Source organism: Streptomyces sp. NPDC013455 (assembly GCF_040632975.1).
Lineage (GTDB): Bacteria > Actinomycetota > Actinomycetes > Streptomycetales > Streptomycetaceae > Streptomyces.
The window spans coordinates 197,915-215,855 of record NZ_JBEYCX010000005.1; the positions used below are offsets into that span (position 1 = coordinate 197,915).

Annotated in this window: 12 protein-coding genes; 4 read left to right on the plus strand and 8 right to left on the minus strand. The window is 72.1% G+C overall.

The window, feature by feature from the left end:
- Positions 1-100 precede the first annotated feature (100 nt).
- A complete protein-coding gene (locus ABZ576_RS11320) occupies positions 101-715 on the plus strand; it encodes a peptidase inhibitor family I36 protein (protein WP_360738852.1) in 615 nt (204 codons plus the stop codon).
- Between the two features lie 266 nt (positions 716-981).
- Entirely contained in the window at positions 982-3,657 is a 2,676-nt protein-coding gene (locus ABZ576_RS11325; RefSeq protein ID WP_360738854.1) for an ABC transporter substrate-binding protein, read from the plus strand.
- 99 nt (positions 3,658-3,756) lie between these two features.
- Here ABZ576_RS11325 and ABZ576_RS11330 read toward each other — a convergent pair whose 3' ends face one another.
- Positions 3,757-5,445: a hypothetical protein gene (locus tag ABZ576_RS11330; protein ID WP_360738856.1), complete on the minus strand. Its 1,689-nt coding sequence runs from the start codon at positions 5,443-5,445 to the stop codon at positions 3,757-3,759.
- Positions 5,446-5,637: 192 nt separating this feature from the next.
- Entirely contained in the window at positions 5,638-6,540 is a 903-nt protein-coding gene (locus ABZ576_RS11335) for an EamA family transporter (RefSeq protein WP_360739148.1), read from the minus strand.
- A 179-nt stretch (positions 6,541-6,719) separates the two neighbouring features.
- On the opposite strand from ABZ576_RS11335, the gene ABZ576_RS11340 reads away from it, so the two are divergent.
- Positions 6,720-7,145, plus strand: a complete 426-nt coding sequence (locus ABZ576_RS11340; protein WP_360738859.1) for a DUF3592 domain-containing protein — start codon at positions 6,720-6,722, stop codon at positions 7,143-7,145.
- A 60-nt stretch (positions 7,146-7,205) separates the two neighbouring features.
- Here ABZ576_RS11340 and ABZ576_RS11345 read toward each other — a convergent pair whose 3' ends face one another.
- The 6 genes from ABZ576_RS11345 to ABZ576_RS11370 form a co-directional block, all read right to left on the minus strand.
- Positions 7,206-8,342, minus strand: coding sequence for a lytic polysaccharide monooxygenase (locus ABZ576_RS11345; protein ID WP_360738862.1), 1,137 nt, complete (start codon positions 8,340-8,342; stop codon positions 7,206-7,208).
- Positions 8,343-8,499: 157 nt separating this feature from the next.
- The gene (locus ABZ576_RS11350) at positions 8,500-10,731 is read right to left on the minus strand and encodes a glycoside hydrolase family 6 protein (RefSeq protein WP_360738865.1); all 2,232 of its coding nucleotides are present in this window, start codon (positions 10,729-10,731) and stop codon (positions 8,500-8,502) included.
- 87 nt (positions 10,732-10,818) lie between these two features.
- A complete protein-coding gene (locus tag ABZ576_RS11355) occupies positions 10,819-13,062 on the minus strand; it encodes a glycoside hydrolase family 3 N-terminal domain-containing protein (RefSeq protein WP_360738869.1) in 2,244 nt (747 codons plus the stop codon).
- Between the two features lie 116 nt (positions 13,063-13,178).
- Positions 13,179-14,309: a cellulose binding domain-containing protein gene (locus ABZ576_RS11360; RefSeq protein ID WP_360738871.1), complete on the minus strand. Its 1,131-nt coding sequence runs from the start codon at positions 14,307-14,309 to the stop codon at positions 13,179-13,181.
- Between the two features lie 421 nt (positions 14,310-14,730).
- Positions 14,731-15,753: a LacI family DNA-binding transcriptional regulator gene (locus ABZ576_RS11365; RefSeq protein WP_360738874.1), complete on the minus strand. Its 1,023-nt coding sequence runs from the start codon at positions 15,751-15,753 to the stop codon at positions 14,731-14,733.
- A 492-nt stretch (positions 15,754-16,245) separates the two neighbouring features.
- Complete coding sequence (locus ABZ576_RS11370; RefSeq protein WP_360738877.1) at positions 16,246-17,145, minus strand: NAD-dependent protein deacetylase; 900 nt, start codon at positions 17,143-17,145, stop codon at positions 16,246-16,248.
- A 321-nt stretch (positions 17,146-17,466) separates the two neighbouring features.
- Here ABZ576_RS11370 and ABZ576_RS11375 point away from each other — a divergent pair, with 321 nt between their 5' ends.
- Positions 17,467-17,886: a CBS domain-containing protein gene (locus ABZ576_RS11375; RefSeq protein WP_360738879.1), complete on the plus strand. Its 420-nt coding sequence runs from the start codon at positions 17,467-17,469 to the stop codon at positions 17,884-17,886.
- The last annotated feature ends 55 nt before the right edge of the window (positions 17,887-17,941 follow it).

Genomic DNA, 17,941 nt, shown 5'->3' on the forward strand with positions numbered 1-17,941 from the left:
TCCCGGCCGGGTCCGAAGGATCATGCGCTTGGCGGATCGATGCGCCGACGACGGGAGGGAAGGATGCTCTCGGCATATGTCGATACATCGGAGGTTCGGTATGGCCCGGCGTGTTTCCCTCGTCATGACGGTGACGATGACCCTGTCGGTCGGCATGATCACTCCGGGCCTGGCGTGGTCGGACACCCACGAGCGGACCGAGCAGGCGCTCGCCGCCGAGATCGATCAGGTGCTGAGGGAGCACGGCGGCACGAAGACCGCCCCCAACGAGATCACATGGCACCCGGAGGGCGCCGGCACCGTCGTCCTCAGTCTCCCGACGGCGTCCGGGACACCGTCCCCGGTCAAGGACGACCCCGCCCGGTACGCGTACGGCTGCCCCGTCAACTGGTACTGCCTCTACGAGAACAAGAACTTCAACGGCCTCAAGGCTGCCGGGGAGACGGGGCCGGGGGCCGGACGTCTGCTCAAGTGGAGCCGCTTCTACTGCGACACCGGCGCCAAGGGCCGTTACCTCGAGCTGGGTGACTACGGCTTCCGGGACCGGGCGTCCTCCTGGGTCAACGCGACTTCGGACCGTTTCGTCGGCGTCGGCAACTGGCGGGCGTTCCCCAAGTTCGACACCCTCTGGTACATGAACCCGAACAGTGCCGCGGGGTATGTCGGTGACACCAACGACGACAAGGCCGATCTCGTCTGGTCGTGCACCCACTGACCGTTCCCGCCGTCGCACGGGGTGACCTGAAGGGGCGCACGAGGCGGTGGGGGCCTGCGGGACGGGTGTGACGGGGGCGCGCCCGAGGACCGCTGAAGCGCTTTCGGCGATCCGTTGTTACCCCTGCCGCGTTGCCGTTACCCTGCAACTCCCCCATCTCGGCCCGCTTCGTTCAACTTCTGCCGGGCAATGTCGAGTTGGCCAGGAGTCGGAGTCGTCTCGTCTCGTGGCGTGGGGTGATCAGGTCGAACATGGGGGAGTTCCGCATGACTGCACCTCTCGACGGCCCCAGATTTCCGAACGACCAGGCCATCGAGTTCGTACGGGAGTTCCGGGTCACCGTGGCCCCCGAGTACGAGAACCGGGCGAAGCTGGGGACCAGTCCGCCGCTGTTCCTCCTCCGCGTGCCGGAGGCGTCGTACCGCAGCGGGGTGGACCGTGTCGTCGCGGCCCTGACCGGGGCGCTGCGGCAACGGGTGCCGTTCGCCCACCTGCCGGCGGGCACCAGGGCGGAAGCCGACTCCAGGCTGCTGTCCGTCAACGCGGGGACCCAGCTGTACCGCAGTGCCCCGCCGCACATGACTCCCGACCGCTTCCCGCAGTTCCACGTCATGTGCGACCTGGTCGAGTACATCAGGTCGCACCCCCAGGAGTGGGCGACGAACGCGAACCAGGCGGCGGAACTGCGCCGTCACGCCGGTGAGCGACGGGCCCATCGCGGCGGTGTCCTGGGCTTCACCCGGATGCAGGGGCCGGCCCTCGACGGGCTCGCCGGCTTCCTGGCCAATCTGAGCTGGCTGTCGTTCGTCCAGCTGCTCCCGCGCTGGCTGTGGGCCCGCCGGATCTCCCGCAGGGTGATGCGGAGCTGGCTGGGCGCGGAACAGGTGGCCCAGGGCAGCAAGAGCCTCTTCCGGCTGATGGACCGTGTGGCCGCGGAGCGCTCCGTGCAGCTCATGGACGACGAGGCCCACGAGGAGGCGCTCCAGGAGTTCGACTGGCTCGTCCTGCGCGCCCTGCTGGAGGACCTGTGCCGACCCGCGATCGGGCGGATGCTGCCCGGCCGGCGCCGCAGGACCAGCCGCCCCGTCCTGTTCGTGGAGCTGCCTCCGGCGGGACACCCGGGCGCCCGCGCCGCCGAGCGATTCCTGCGGTCCCTGCGCCGGGCCCAGTCCACCGCGCGGCCGCCGGGGCCGCTCGTCATGGCCGTGGGCGTGCCCTCCGACGCGCTGCTGCGGGAGCTGGGCGATCCGGTCGAGAGCACCTTCCCGGAGGCGAGCGTGCGCCTCGCCGACGACGGCTCCGCCGATCAGCCCCCGGTCCTGGTCGCCATCTCCGACAACGCCCTGGCGGCGCGCGGCGTGCCCGTCCTGGCCGTCAAGCCGAGGAGGTTCAGGTTCAGCCGGCACGTTCCGACCGCGATCGTCGGCGGGGTGTCCGCGCTCACCCTGCTCACGGCGGCGTTCGTGCTCCCGGGCGTGGTCCCCGCGCAGCGCGACTGCCTCGGCGGCACCGGGTCGGTGGCGGAGTCCGCCCCCACCAAACCGATACCGGTGGAAGCCGCCGCCTGGTACAAGGCGGCCAGGAAGACCATCGACGAGCAGAACGAGCGCGTCGCGGACTACGCGGCCCGGGGCCGGGCCGTACGGACCGTCGTCGCCTTCGTGTCCGACCCGCCGAAGTCCGATGACGACACGCGCTTCGACGGGATGATCCCCGAACTGCGCGGCATCGCGATGTGGCAGGAGAGGCTGAACCGCGAGGCCGCCGCCGACGACTCCCTCATACCGCTGCGGGTGGACGTACGCCAGGCGGGAGTCGCCTTCGGCGACGCCGAGAACCAGGCCGAGAAGCTCGTCGCGGAGGTCGCCCGCGAGAAGAGCGTCCCGGCACAGCGCCGGGTCGTCGGCGTCCTGGGCTTCGCGCAGAGCCGGGAGGAGACGCAGGCCGCACTCCGGGTCCTCGGCAAGGCGGGGATCCCCTCGATCGGCACGACCGCGACCGCGGACGAGATGCTCGCCGGCCCGGCCGCACGCACGTACTGGCCGTCCACGCCGTTCAACTCGCGCGAGGCCAGGATCGAGGCGGACTTCGCGCACACGCAGAACATCGTGGCCGAGCCCGGCTCCGAGGACCGGTGCCGGCCGGCCCGGCACGCGATCGTGATCGAGAGCTCCGCCGACCTGTACAGCCACAGCCTCGCCAGCCGCTTCGTCCGCGCGTTCCCCGGTACGGAACAGGTCTTCGACTTCAACCAGGAGGGCGAGTTCGGGCCCACGCCCCTGGACGGTGCCGTCAGCCAGCCCAACGCCGACCTGCTGGCACGCGCGCTGTGCGACGCGCTGAACAACGAGCCGGACTCGGTGGTGTACTGGTCGGCGCGGGCCAAGGACTTCACCGCGCTCATCAACTCCATGGACACCGCCGGCACGTGCACCACCCGTGACGTGACGGTGCTCGGCGGGAACGAGCTGACCAACGTGGCGCAGACCGGAGCCTTCGCCAACAAGGACTGGCTGCGCCTGTACTACTCCGCGCACCGGTTGCCCGGCGACCACCCGGCCGCCGGCGACCGGACCCGGCAGTTCATCACCGACTACGACGCCTATGTGAGGGCCACCACCGACGGCACCGACCCCTGGAGGCAGGACGGCCACTCCGCGGTCTCGTACGACGCCTTCCACGTCCTGTCGCAGGCGGTGCGCCAGGCCGGGCTGAGCGACCCGGACATCGACCGCAAGTCGGTCCTGCTGGTCCTCAGCACCGGCATCTCCTTCAACGGAGCCACCGGATTCGTCTCCTACGACGGACCCAACGCCCCGCCCCACGACAAGACCCTCGTCCTGCTGCGCCAGTCGGGGGACCACCCGGAGGCCGTCCTCGCCTGCGGCGCCTACCGCGAGGACCAGTCGAGCGAGGCACAGGGACCACCCTGCACGAGCTGAGCGGCCCCCGTCCGAGCGCGCGCTGCTTGCACGAGCGTCCCGCTCGGCGGGGTCCGTCACGCCCCGCCCGGTGTCCGCCGGCGGTCGACGGGTTCCCGGTCAGACGTCGTGGCAGGGGTGCGGGGGAGAAGAGGGTGCGCCGGCCGGCAGGCGGCAGAAGCAGGACGCCTCGACCGGCACGTCCGCCATCGCCGTGGCGATCTTCAGCTGCTGGGCCAGGATCTCCGCCTCGCCCTTCTTGCCGAGCCGCACCAGGCACTCGTGCAGGCCGTGCAGGGCCCAGACGTTGCCGGGGTGCTGTTGCGGGCGGGGCAGCGTGTCGTCGAGTCCGAGGTCGGCGCGGTAGACGGCTTCGGCTTCCGCGACGAGGCCCTGTTCGAGGAGCAGCGCGCCCAAGGCGTGCCGGGTGGGCTGCATCCACCCCCACGGCTCGTCGTACGGAAGGCTGTCGTCCAGCTCGACCGACCGGCGCAGTGCCGCGAACGCCGCCTCGTACCGGCCCTTGCGGTAGTCCAGCTCTCCGTCCAGCATCTGCGCGGCGATGGCCAGGATGTCCGCACACGTGTTGTTGAACAGCATCCGCGTCTCCGGGACCCGGGCGGCCGCGCCGCGGAAGAGGTCCCGCTCCCTCTCGGCCTCTTCGACGCGGCCCGTGGCCGAGAGGGCGACCCCGCGCGCGTAGTGCAGCATGGCCGTGGTGACGCAGTACAGCCGCGCGTCGGCGGGCAGGGGCAGGCCGAGGATGTCGTCCCAGCGGCCGAAGCGGATGAGTACGTGCACCCGCATCGCCAGGAAGCCTTCGAGCCAGTCCGCCATGGGCGGGCTCTCCACGCGCAGCAGCTCCTCGGGCACGGCCGCTTCCAGCCGGTCCGCGGTCTCGATCGCGTCCTTGAAACGGCCGAGGAACATCGCCCCGTAGATCTTGAAGTGGTGGTTGTGGCACCGGTAGAGGGTGTAGAAGTTCATCGCCCCGGCCCTGGCGTGGAACTTCTCGTCGGCCGCGACGGCCGCGGTGTTGTCGGAGACGACACGGCGGTAGTCGCCGCAGAGGACTTCCAGGTGCGAGGGCATGTGCTGGAGGTGGCCCGCGTCGGGGACCAGTCCGCGCAGCAGGTCACCGGCGGGCAGGGCGGCTTCCGGCGTGGGCGACATCTCCATCAGGTGGATGTACATGTGGAGCAGGCCCGGGTGCCGTGCGCCCGCCTCCGTGGCCATCGCCCGCTCCAGCACCGCCCTGGCCTCCGTGGTCCGTGCGCCCGGGGCCGGATCACCGGTCCGGATGTCCCACAGCTGCCAGGGCGTGAGGTTCATCAGGGCGTCGGCGTACAGGGCGGCGACGTCCGGGTCGTCGCCGGCCAGGCGGTGGACGGTCCGCATGCTGTCGGCGTAGGCCACGTTCCACACGGAGCAGTCCTCGGCGTCGGTGGCCCATGCCCGTGGGTAACGGTCCGCCAGGGCACCGATGAGGGCCCGCTCGACATCCGTGGCCCCGGCCGACTTGGCGTGGGCACGCTGCACGGCGGCGTGCGCACGCTCCACCGTCCGCCCCAGCTCCCGCTCGTCGAAGAACGCCCAGGGCTTGTTGTAATTGGGGCCGAGGGCGTAGGCCAGGCCCCAGTCGGCCATGGCGCAGCCGGGATCCGCGGCGGCGGCGGCCTCGAAGCAGCGGACGGCCTCCTCGTGGTTGAAGGCGTAGGTCCAGTTCAGCCCGCGGTCGAACCACGTCTGCGCGTCCGAGGACGACGTCGTCACACGCCGGCCGTGGTCGCCGAGGTCGTAGTAGTCCATACGAGCTCCTCAAGCTGACGGCCGGCCGCCCTGGTCACCGGGACGGCGGCACGGTACAACAGGGTCCGGTGCCACGACCCTAGCGAAGCACCGCGCGGGTACCGCCCGGTCCGTGCGGAAAACACCCGGGCGTGGTGTCCGGCCGGACGCAGGCCACCGGTTCCGCCGGCGCCGGTCCCCCGGGGCCGGCGGTCAGACGTCCGGGCGGTCGCCGCGTGCGGCGCCCGCCGACGCGGCCACCACGCACAGCACCGCGATCCACTGCGGCCAGCGCAGCGACTCCCGTAGCACGAGGAGGCCGATGAGGGCCGCCATCGCCGGTTCGAGGCTCATCAGGATGCCGAACACCCGCGGCGGGATCCTGCGCAGCGCCTCCAGGTCCAGCGAGTAGGGGATCACCGACGACAGCAGTGCCACGCCGAGCCCCGCCGCCAGGACCCACGGCCGCACCAGCGCCGTTCCGCTCTCGGCCACGCCGAACGGCACGGCGACCAGTGCCGCGACGGCCATGCCCAGCGCCAGCCCCTCGCCCTCCGTGGTGTGTCGGCCGAGCGCCGCGCCGACCAGGATGTACAGGCCCCAGCACGTCCCCGCGGCGAGGGCGAACAGCAGACCGGCGAGGTCGAGACCGCCGCGCCCCTCCATCAGCAGGGCGACACCGCCCGCCGCGAGCAGGGCCCAGAAGGCGTCCAGCCATCGTCTCGACCCGGCCAGCGCCACCGTCAGCGGCCCGAGGAACTCGACGGTCACCGCGATGCCCAGCGGGATACGGGCCAGCGCCAGGTAGAAGCAGAGGTTCATCAGGCCGAGCGTCACGCCGTAGCCGAGCACCACGGTCCACGTGCGACGGTCAAGGCGCGGCGACGGGCGCCACAGCAGCATCAGCACCGCCGCCGCGAAGAACAGCCGCAGCGCGACCGTGCCGAAACTGCCCACCGCGCCGAACAGGTGCTTGGCCACTGCCGAGCCCACCTGAACGCTGAGGATGCCGAGCAGGACCAGTGCCGTCGGCGGCACGGCCCCGAAGGAGCGCCCGGCCAGTGCGGTCGGGGAGAACCGGGGGGAGGGACCGCGCTCGGTCCTGTCGACACTCATGATGGCCACGCGTGGATTGTCGGCCGTCGGACGCCCAGAGGCACGTGATTTTCCGACGCGGCCGGAGCACGGACCCGGCAGCCGCACCGGCGCCACGGCCGTCGCCGGACTCCGCGCGGGCGCCGGCCGGTGGCGGGGTGACCCGCAACCGGCGATGCGGTCCACGCGTCGTGTGACACATGGAACGTGAATGGCTCTTCTCCCTCATCCCCCTGACGATCGGCGTGGTCTTCCTCGCCTTCGGTGTGTACGGTCTGCGCCGTGCAGCCGTGCTCGACCGCGTCGGCGTCGAGGCCGAGGCCCGGATCGTCCGCCACGAGGTCAGGCGGGACGAGGAGAAAGCCACGTACCACCACCCGGTGGCGGCCTGGACGACCGAGGACGGCCGGGCGTGCGCGTACTCGTCCAGGCTGGGCCGCTCGGCGGTGGGAGCACGGTTCGGCGTGGGGGCGCGCGTCAAGGTCCGCTACGACCCGGACGCCCCGCAGCGGTTCGAGATCGAGGGCTGGGACACGAGGACGCTCGACCGGCTCTTCACGGTGCTGGGGTCGGTGTTCACGGCCGGCACGGTGACGGTGCTGCTCGTCCGGCTGCTCACCCTCTGACGCGAAAGGACTCGCCGCCCCGCCCGGAGCGATCCGGGGAGGCGGCGAGGGACGTCAGGCTCAGGAGGCGCCCTGTGCCGTGACGCAGCCGATCGAGCCGGCGGGCAGGTTGTTGCCGGTCGAGGTGGCGGTGAAGCCGAAGGTGACGCTGCCGTCCGCGGGTACGACCCGGTTGTGGTCCGCGTTGCGGACCGTGACCGTGCCGTCGGCGGCCGTGGACGCCGTGCCGTTCCACACACTGCCGATCTTGGTTCCGGTCCCCGGCTTCCACGCCACGCTCCAGCCGTCGAGCGGGGCCGTGCCGTGGTTCATGACCTCGACGGAACCCTGGAAGCCGCCGTTCCAGGAGTTCACCACGGAGTACACGGCCATGCAGGAACCGGTGTGCGGATCCGTGGGCGTGGGCGTGGGCGTGGGCGTGGGCGTGGGCGTGGGCGTCGGGGTGGGTGTCGGGGTGGGCGTGGGAGTCGGCGTGCTGCCGGAGTTCCTGATACCGGTCACCTCGCCGTGTCCGCCGTCGAAGACGATGTCGGAGCAGGAGAAGAAGTTCTCCTGGCTGTCCGAGCGGACCCACTGGATGAACAGCACGGCGTCACCGGAGCGCCCGGACGGCAGCTTGAGGTCCCAGGAGTAGTGGCCGCCTTCGGTGCCCGGTGAGCCCGTCTGCGGTGGATTGGTGACCGTCTGGATCAGGTCGAGGTCCGCCCAGCGCAGCGCGGAGGTGGGGGACCAGCCCGGCTTGGTGAGGTAGACCCGGAAGTCACCCGGGTGCGCCGCCCAGTTGCTGTACTGCGCCTGGATGGTCGCGCCGCTGGTCAGATGGGTCCGCGGCCAGTCGGAGCGGGCCGCGTTGTAGGCGGAGAAGTCGTAGGGGGAGCGGTTGCCGGCGCTGCACAGGGTGCCGTCCGGGACGTAACCGGCACCGCGCCCGCCGGCGTTGGAGTCGAGCACGGCGAACCAGTTGTACAGCGCGCTCCCTCCGCTCTTGGCCAGCGCGTCCCGGCAGGCGGGGTTGGTCGGGTCCAGTCCGCCGGTCGTCGTGCGGGCGTCCAGGTAGCACAGGTAGGTGCGTGAGCCGGGCATCATCGCCACCCCGTGGGCCTGCGCGGCGCCCTGTCCCAGGAGGGCCAGGCCGAGCGCCGCCGCCAGGGTCGACAGGACCGCCGCCAGGGACAGCAGTCTGCTGCGTCGAGCCAACGTTCTCTCCTTTCCGTTCGCTTCGTCGTGCGTTGCGCACGCTTTCCGTTCGGCTGTGCGTCGGGGAGATGCTGGGATCCCCGCCCGCCCGGGGCCCGTGCCACCCGGGCGGGCGAGGACGTGCGAGCCGCGCCGGGGGCCGCCCGGCGCGGGCGGCTCAGGCGGGCGGGGTGCCCCAGGCCGCCGTGGTGCCGAGGTACGCCGGGATCGTCGGGGCGTCGCCATAGGCGGTGTTGGTGCCGCGGCTCCAGTCGCCGACCTCGTTGAAGTTCGACCAGTCGGACTTGTTCATCCGCAGCTGGAGGTCGCCGGTGTCCTTGCCGGCGGCCAGGGTGCCGCCGCTGAAGCCGACCTCCAGGTAGGCGTCGGCTCCCGCCACCGGGGTGCTGAGGGGGACGACCTTCAGCTTGAGGGTCGAGCAGCCGACGGCCGCGTAGTCGCAGTAGGCGTTGACGGTGGCCGAGCCGCCGTCCCGGGTGAAGTAGTAGCGGGCGGTGACCTTGGTCAGATCGACGGCGGAAGTGCCGGTGTTGACGATCTGGAGGCCCGGCCGGATGGCGTTGTCGGTGGCGGAGGAGTCGTTGTTCCGGTAGCGGACCTTCAGGCCGCCCGTGGGCTCCGGTGTGCCCCCCGACGTATCGGTGGTGACGCTCAGCGCGGTGGACGGTACGGAGACGTTTCCGGCGGCGTCCCGGGCACGGACGGTGTAGCTGTAGGCGGTGCCGGCGCTGAGCCCGGTGTCCGTGAAGGCGGTGCCCGCCACGGGCGAGGCAGTGACCTTGGTGCCGTCACGGTAGACGTCGTACCCGCTGACGCCGGTGTCGTCGGTGGCGGCGGTCCAGGCCAGGGAGACGCTGGAGGAGGTCTTGCCGGTGGCCTTCAGACCGGTCGGCGCGGTGGGCGCCGTGGTGTCACCGCCCGGGGTGCCGCCGCCGTCCGTGGGCACGGCCGGGTAGGCGTTCTTCACGAGCATCGCGAACTGCTCGGGGAACCAGTGGCCGGCCAGCGGGGCGTCGGGCAGGGCACCGGTCTTGTTGTTGCCCGCGTTGGGGGCCGTGTACGTCGGGTCGCACATGGGGTCGACGCGCTTGCCCTCGTCGTTGGGTATCTCGGTGCTGGCCCCGTCCGACTCGCCCGGCGGCTTGATCCACAGGAAGGCGTCGAGGTGGGAGTCGGGGTAGCCGGAGGGCGCGGCCTGCGGGGGCTGTCCGAGTCCGGCGCCGCTGACGTTGCACCACAGGCCGCGGTGGGCCCTGCGGTCGGCGCGCGAGTCGTTGACGTAGGTCTCCAGGGTGGTGCTGGTGCTCTCGGCGGTGGGCCGGCCGCTGCCTCCCCAGCCGTTGCGGGAGGTGTCGACCACCATGCCCGTCGAGGCGGGCCAGCCGGCCGTCACGAGCGCCCGGTGCACGTTCCTGGTGAAGTCCGACTCGTCGAAGTTGGGGTTCCACTCGTAGTACTTGCTCGACTTGACCATGTTCCCGCCGACGGTCTTGTCGGGGTTGGTCAGGAAGGGCTCCTCCAGCGGGGTGTAGTTGGAGACGTTGGTGATCAGGCCGTCGACGCTGGAGAGTCCGGCCGCGGTGCCCTTGGCGACGTCCGTGTAGAGCTGCACGGTCTGGGACAGGTTGGTGTCCCAGCCGAGCCAGCCGGAGTGCGCGAAGTCCAGGTAGGTGTACACGTTGGGGATGGCGTGCAGCTTGTCCAGGGCGTACTGGATGCCCTTGACGTAGATGCCGCTGCTCTTGGCCTGCGCGCACTCGGCGTCGGCCGTGTTCGTCACCAGGTTCGGCAGGCCGTCCGGCTCGATCACCGTCGTGATGCGGATGTCCTGGTACTTGGGGTTCTTGAAGACGTTCGCGATGGCGTCGATGTACTCGCTCTTGTAGCGGTCCAGACCCGCCTGGGTGAGCGGGAGTTCGCCGTTGGAGGCGAGGGCCGCGCAGTCCCGGCCCGGCAGGTCGTACACCACGAACGTCGCCGTGATCGGCTGGCCCGGCTTCTTCTGCGCCAGGGCCAGGTCGAGGTGGTCGGCCAGGCTCTTGCGCCCGGCGTTGGCGTTCCCGCCCGCGATGGCGGCGATGCGGTCGAGCCACACCGCGGTGGGATACGTGCCCACCTTCTGCATCCTGGCCTTGAGCGTGGGGTCCGAGGTCTGCGCCGCGGAGGTGCCGACCAGGCCGGTGTAGTCGGGGTTGACGTAGAAGGAGGCTCCGGCGAACGGGTTGTCGGCGTGGGCCTCGGCGGCCGCGGCGGGCTGTCCGGCGGTGAGCTGGCCGGTCAGGCCGAGGACCAGCGCGGTGAGGCCCGCGGCGACCGCGGGCGCCCTGCGCCGTCGGCGGCCGGGTCTCGGTCCGGACGTGTGGGGTGCCCGCACGGGTCGGTGTGTCATGTGCCCTCCTCGTGATGATCTGCGGGTGTGCGAGGTGGAACCGGGGGACGTCGGGTGCGTGACGGCGGTGGGCGGTCCGGTGGGTGGTCAGCCGCCGGCGCAGTGCAGGTCGGGGGTGCCCGCGGTGCCGTTCGCGGTGAAGCCGAAGGTGGTCGTGGCACCGGGCGCGAGGGAGCCGTTGAAGGCGGCGTTGCGGACGAGGGCCCGGCCCTGGGACGTGGTCAGCGTGCCGTTCCACAGGCTGGTGATGGTGGACCCGGCCAGGTCCCAGTCCACCGACCAGCCCGTCAGCGCGCCCGAGCCGGTGTTCTTGACGGTGACCTCGGCCTGGTAGCCGCCCTGCCACGACGAGGCGGTGCGGAACTGCGCGGTGCACGCGGCCGGCGTCGGCGTCGGGGTCGGGGTCGGGGTCGGCGTCGGGGTGGGGGTGGGGGTGGGGGTGGGGCTCGTGCCGTCGTAGGTCAGCCCGTACCCGTACGGGAAGAGCGGGCTCTTGCCGTCGCCGTCGTTGACCGGCTGCTGCGAGGCACTCTTCATCCAGGTCACCGGCAGTTTCCCGGTGGGGGCGTAGGCGCCGAACAGGACGTCGGAGACACCGGCGCCCTCCGTCCCGGGCAGCCAGGCGGCCAGCAGCGCCTTCCAGTCGGGCAGCTGGGCGGCGATGTCGAGCGGACGGCCGGAGACCAGCACCACGACGACCGGTACGCCGCTCGCCTTCAGCCTGGCGAGCGTCTGGAGGTCCTCCTGGTCCAGCCCCATGCCGTCCGTCCGGTCGCCGCGGCCCTCGGCGTACGGCGTCTCCCCGACGACGGCGACGGCGGCGCTGTAACCGGAGTTGATGCCGTTGCCGTAGCGGTCGTAGGTGACCTGGGACGGGTCGGTGACGGCGGAGCGGATCCCCTGCAGGATCGTCGTGCCGTCGGTCACGGCGCCGCTGCGGCCCTGCCAGCCCACGGTCCAGCCGCCGCTCTGGTTGCCGATGTCGTCGGCCGATTTCCCGGCGACGAACAGTTTGGCGGACTTGGCCAGGGGCAGGACGCCGCCGTCGTTCTTCAGCAGCACCTGGGAGGCGCGTACGGCCTGCCTGGCCAGGGTGCGGTGCGCGGCGGAGCCGACCGTGGACGTGTAGGAGCGGTCGGTGAGCGGGTGTTCGAACAGGCCGAGCTGGAACTTCTTCGTGAGGATGCGGCGGTTGGCGTCGTCGACGCGGGCCTGCGAAATCCTGCCGGCGGTGACCTCGCCCCGCAGCAGGCCGAGGAACTTCTTGTAGTCGTGCGGGACCATGACCATGTCGACGCCCGCGTTGACGGCCGTGGTGATCTCGGCTCCGGTGAAGCCGCTCTGCCCGTCGAGCTGGTCGACCGCGGCCCAGTCGGAGACGACGAACCCGGTGAAGCCCAGCTCGCCCTTGAGGACGTCGGTCACCAGGTACTTGTTGGCATGGGACCGCACGCCGTTCCAGCTGCTGTACGAGAGCATCACGGACCCGACGCCGCGGCGGACCGCCTCCTTGAACGGCGGCAGGTGGATCGCCCGCAGGTCGGCCTCGGACAGCTGGGTGTTCCCCTGGTCGACACCACCGGTGGTACCGCCGTCGCCGAGGTAGTGCTTGGCGGTGGCGAGCACCGGGGCCGGACCGGTGCCCAGGGTCTCCCCCTGGAGACCCGTGACGAACGTCGTCATCGCCGAGGGCAGTTCGGGCGTCTCGCCGAACGACTCGTACGTACGGCCCCACCGGTCGTTGCGGGCCACGCACAGGCAGGGGGCGAAGTCCCAGTCGATGCCGGTGCCCGACACCTCCTCGGCCACCGCGCGTCCAACCCGCTGGACGAGGGCGGCGTCGCGCGTGGCGCCGAGGCCGATGTTGTGCGGGAAGAGGGTGGCGCCGCGGACCGCGTTGTGGCCGTGCACCGCGTCGATCCCGTAGATCATCGGGATGCCGAGCGGCGTCGTCAGCGCGGTGCGCTGGAGGGAGTCGTAGGTGTCGGCCCAGGTCTGCGCGTTGTTGGGGCTGACCGTCGAGTCGCCCCCGGACAGCACGGACCCGATGCGGTAGGCGGCGAGGTCGGACTGGGGGACCAGCGCGTCCTTCTCGATCTGGGTCATCTGGCCGAGCTTGTCGTCCAGGGTCATCCGCGCGAGCAGGTCGTCGACGCGGTCCGGCACGGGTAAGGAGGCGTCCTGGTAGGGGAGGCCGGCGGCCGACGAGGGGGCGACGGGCTCCGGAGCGGCGACGGCCGGTGCGGAGAGTGCCGGTGCGGTGAGGGCCAGGGCCGCGACGCACAGGGCCAGGGCCGTCGTCACCGGGCGGCGGGCGGACAGAGGGCGCATGAGGACGGGCCTTTCCGGGAGGGTGTCCCAGGGTGGGGGCGGCGCCGGTGGGATCCGGGTCCCGCCCGTTCGTCGGCGCGGGAAGGCGGGCGGGACCCGGAGTCGGGGGGCGTGTGTCACGCGGTGGTGCAGGCCGTGCCGTTCAGGCTGAAGCCGGACGGCTTGGCGAAGCTGCCGCTGTAGGTGCCCTGGAAGCCGAAGGAGACTTGGCCGCCCGCCGGGATCTGCCCGTTGTAGGCCAGGTTGGCGGCCGTGACGGCTCCCGAGGCCGGGGAGACGGTCGCGCCCCAGGCGCTGGTGATCCGCTGGCCGGACGGCAGGGTGAAGCCGAGCTTCCAGCCGCTGACGGGGGCGGAGCCGGTGTTGGCGACGGTGACGTCCGCCGTGAAACCGCCCTGCCAGACGTTCGTCGCGTAGGTCACCTTGCACGCCGTGGACCCGCCGGGAGTGCCCGGGTCACCCGAGGAACCGGTGTTGACGGTCGAGGAGAACGAGGTCACGGCGAGGCCCGCGCCGTTCTGCCAGGGCTCGAAGCCCGCCTGGACGCTGGTCAGGTACCAGTCGTTCTGCGCCAGCCCGCGGGAGACGGCCTGCCGGACGAAGTCCATGACGTCGAAGTTCCAGCTGGTGATCGCCGACGGCGCGACGAAGGACAGCACGTCGTTGGAGCCGTTGTTGCCGGACCACACCTGCCACTGGCGCCCGGCCACGGTGGCACTGCCGACCTGCGAACCCACCGGCTGGATGGAGCCGACCTTGTTGAACCAGACCATGATCTCGGTCCGGTTCACGCCGTCGGTGCGGGGCGTCGGGTCGAGCCAGATGTCGTACGCGGCGTCGTAGACCGCATTGCTCACGTAGCCGTACGAGATGCTGGTCGGCGCGCTGGAGATGGTGCTGAGCCGGGCGGGCAGACTGGTGCCGGGCGAGCAGTTGGTGTAGTGGCAGCCGTTGAAGACCGACGGGTACGACTTCGGGGCGCCGTTCGTCGGGACGGACCCGTCGGCCTGGGCTATCCGGAATCCCGAGTCGGTCACGGTGATGCACTGGGTCTCGCTGGTGCCCCAGCGGTTGTTCTGCACGACGTAGCGGCCCTGGATCGTCGTCGACCCGAACGGTTCGCAGATCGACGTGTCCGCCTGGGCCGGCGAGACGGTGGTGAACAGCGCGGCGAGCGAGACGAGCGAGGTGAGCAGCGCGCCGAGCACGCCGCGCACGCTCCGGACTTGGTGCGGTGACGGTCGCATGCGGGTCCTCTCCGAAGGAGTGGGGGAGTCAGTGGCGGGAGCGCTCCCATGCTGCACATGGGAGCGCTCCCATCCCTCGGTACCGGGAGGGACTGTAGGGAGGGGCGCGTATCCCTGACAAGGTCTGGGACAGGGATTGCATCGAAGAGGTTTCGAATGCGCAGGTGGGTGGGGGTGCGCTCAACTGGTGGCCGTGGCTTGGCGTTTGGGAGCGCTCCCGAACCGGGGGAGGCCGCAGCGCTCGGCATACGGGGATGAGGCCGCAGTGCCCCCGAACCGGGGCCGGCCGCCGGCCCGCGGACCGGCGAGCGTCACCGGCCGGCGTGCAGCCGGGGCCGATTGGCGTGGTTCCGGGGCCGACTGGCGAGGTGTCGGGGCCGGCTTGCGTTCAGGCCGGCTCGGGTTCTGGCCGGCTCGTGTTTCAGGCCGACTCGCGTACGACCAGTTCCGTGCGCAGGATCACGTGCCGCCAGGCCACGGCCGGCTCCTCCAGCTCCTCCAGCAGCAGCCGGACCATCGCCCGCCCGATTTCCTCGACCGGTTGACGGACCGTCGTCAACGGCGGCGCGGTCTGTTCGGCCAGCGGGAAGTCGTCGAAGCCGATGACGGCGACGTCCTCCGGCACCCGGCGGCCGGCTTCACGCAGCGCCCGCAGGGCACCGGCCGCCGTGGTGTCCGAGGCGGCCAGTACGCCGTCGGTCTCCGGGTGCCGTTCGAGGAGGCGGGCCATGGCTCGGTACCCGCTCTCCTCGGTGAAGTCGCCCTCGGCCATCAGCGAATCGTCGGTCGTCAGGCCGGCCGCCGCCAGGGCGTCGCGGTAGCCGCGCAGCCGGCACTGGGCGACGTACATGTCGAGCGGTCCGGTGATCGTGGCGATCGTCCTGCGGCCCGTGGCGAGGAGGTGGGCGACGGCGTCACGGGCGCCGCCGACGTTGTCCGCGTCGACGTAGCTGACCTGCTCGTCGCCCGAGCGGCGGCCCAGCAGGACGGTCGGCAGCCGGGCCTCGGCGAGCATGTCGGGCAGCGGGTCGTCGGCGTGCACGGACATCACCAGCACCCCGTCGACCCGCCCGCCGCGGGCGTACTCCAGGAAACGGCGCCGCTCGGTGTCCGAGCGGACCAGGGTCAGCAGCAGCTGCATGCCCGTGTCGGCCAGGGCGTCCCCGAGGGAGCGGACGACCTCGGAGAAGAAGGTCTCCGCGAACATCCGCCAGTCCGGCTCCGTCATGACGAGCGCCACGGCGTCGGCGCGGCGGCCGGCCAGGGAGCGGGCGGCGAGATTGGGTACGTAGCCGAGTTCGGCGATGGCGCGTTGTACGGCTTCGCGGGTCGATTCCCGCACCCCTGCCGCGTTGTTCACCACGCGGGAGACCGTGCCCCGGCCGACACCGGCGCGGGCGGCCACCTCCTCCAGCGTCGGCGTGCCAGGACGCCGCCTGTCCATGACTACCTCCCCCCACGAGAACCACGATCTTACGATCCCGCGCGCACTGGGCACACGGGGCTCGGGTCGTCGGCCGTGTCGGTGGTCCGGCGGGGGCGGGCGGTCGTGGCCGGTCGTGGCCTCTTTCCGGCCGGAAGCGGCAGGCGCGTGCGCGGCCGGTCGCGGTCTTCTCCGGCGGGAACCGGCAGGGGGCGTGCGCGGCTGCGGCCGGCTCGGTCCACCACCCGCTCCGGCCACGCGATCTGTTCAGGCCACGCCACCCGCTCCGGTCACGCCAGCTGCTCAGGCCACGCGGTTTGCTCGGTCTGCCCCCGGCTCAAGCCGCCCCCGCTTCAATCCACCCCCGGCTCAAGCCGCCCCCGCTTCAATCCACCCCCGGCTCAAGCCGCCCCCGCTTCGGGACGCAGTCGGCTCAAGCCGCCCCCGCTTCAGTCCGGCCCCGGCTCAACCCGCCCCCGCTTCGGGCCGCCGTCGGCCCAGGCCGCCGTCGGCTCAGGCGGCCGTGCGGTCGTCGACCGGGATGCCGAGCCGTTCGGCCACGCTCGTGAGGGCCGCGCCCAGCGGGAGCGCCACCCGGGTCAGGGCGTGCCGGTCGCCCCGGGTCGGGTCCCGGTTGACGATCAGCACGGGCTTTCCGGCCTCGGCCGCCTGGCGGACGAAGCGGAGCCCTGACATCACCGTGAGCGAGGAGCCCAGGACCAGCAGTGCGGCCGCTTCACGGACCAGCGCGCGGCAGTGCTCGACCCGCCCCGGCGGAACGGTCTCGCCGAAGAAGACCACGTCCGGCTTGAGGATGCCGCCGCAGACCGCGCAGGGCACCACGCGGAAGTCCCCGACCTGTTCGTCGGTGAGGTCGGCGTCGCCGTCCGGGTTGATGCCCGCGGCCACCGGCTCGAAGCCCGGATTGGCCTCCTCCAGCCGTCCGGCGAGTTCGCGGCGCGGGCTGGAGGCGCCGCAGGACAGGCAGACGACCCGGTCCAGGCTGCCGTGGAGTTCCACCACGCCCTCGCTGCCGGCGGCCTGGTGCAGGCCGTCGACGTTCTGGGTGATCACGCCGGAGAGCATGCCGTGCCGTCCGAACGCGGCCACGGCCCTGTGCCCGGCATTGGGGCGGGCGCGGCCGAACGTGCGCCAGCCGAGGTGGCTGCGCGCCCAGTAGCGGCGCCGGGCCTGGGCGGTGGCCGTGAAGTCCTGATAGGTCATCGGGGTGTGCCGGCTCAGGCTCCCGCCCTCGCCCCGGTAGTCGGGGATGCCCGACTCCGTGGAGATCCCCGCCCCGCTGAGCACCAGCACACCGCCGGACTCCAGCGCGTCGGTGACCGGTCCGAGATCCGTGGTGCCCGGTGGCAGGTCCTCGGTGGGGGTCCAGCTCAGGGTGGGGCGCATCCGCATGCGGCCAGGGTACGGAACCGGGCTGCGTTCGGGCGCCCGTGCGTCAGGGGCGGCCGGCGGACACCTGCCCGCTCCGCCGCGGTCCCGGCGCTCTGCGACGCCTGCGGGGTCCCGGCCCTCTGCGACGCCTGCGGAGTCCCGGCCCTCTGCGACGCCTGCGGAGTCCCGGCCCTCTGCGACGCCTGCGGGTCCCGGCCCTCTGCGACGCCTGCGGGCCCCGGCACTCTCCGACGGCCTCCGGGTCCCGGCACGCAGGTGGGACACGGCGTGCGCCGGGTACTCGGCGCACCGAGAACGTGGAGAACACTGGAGGGATGCACCATGGCGCAGCATGTGCGAGACATCATGACCAGCCGGCTGGTGACGGTGGAACCGCAGGCATCGGTGACGGCGGTGGCCCAGAGGATGCGTGACGAGGACATCGGGGTCGTCCTGGTCACCGAGGGCGACGAGCTGCGTGGTCTGGTCAGCGACCGCGACCTCGTGGTGCGCGCGCTCGCGCAGGGCGGAGACCTGGAGCAGAGGTCCGTCGCCTCGGCGTGCAGCGATGATCTGGTCACCGTGACCCCCGACGAGGATCTCGACCACGCGGTCGAGCTCATGCGCGAGCACTCCGTGCGCCGCCTGCCGGTGGTGGAGGAGGGGCACCCGGTCGGGATCCTGTCGCTCGGCGACCTGGCGATCGAGCGGGACGCGGAGTCGGCGCTCGGGGACATCAGCGCGGCCGAGTCGAACCGGTAGGGCGGCGCCCGCACCGGTGGTGCTCCGGCACCGGTGGTGCTCCGGCACCGGTGGT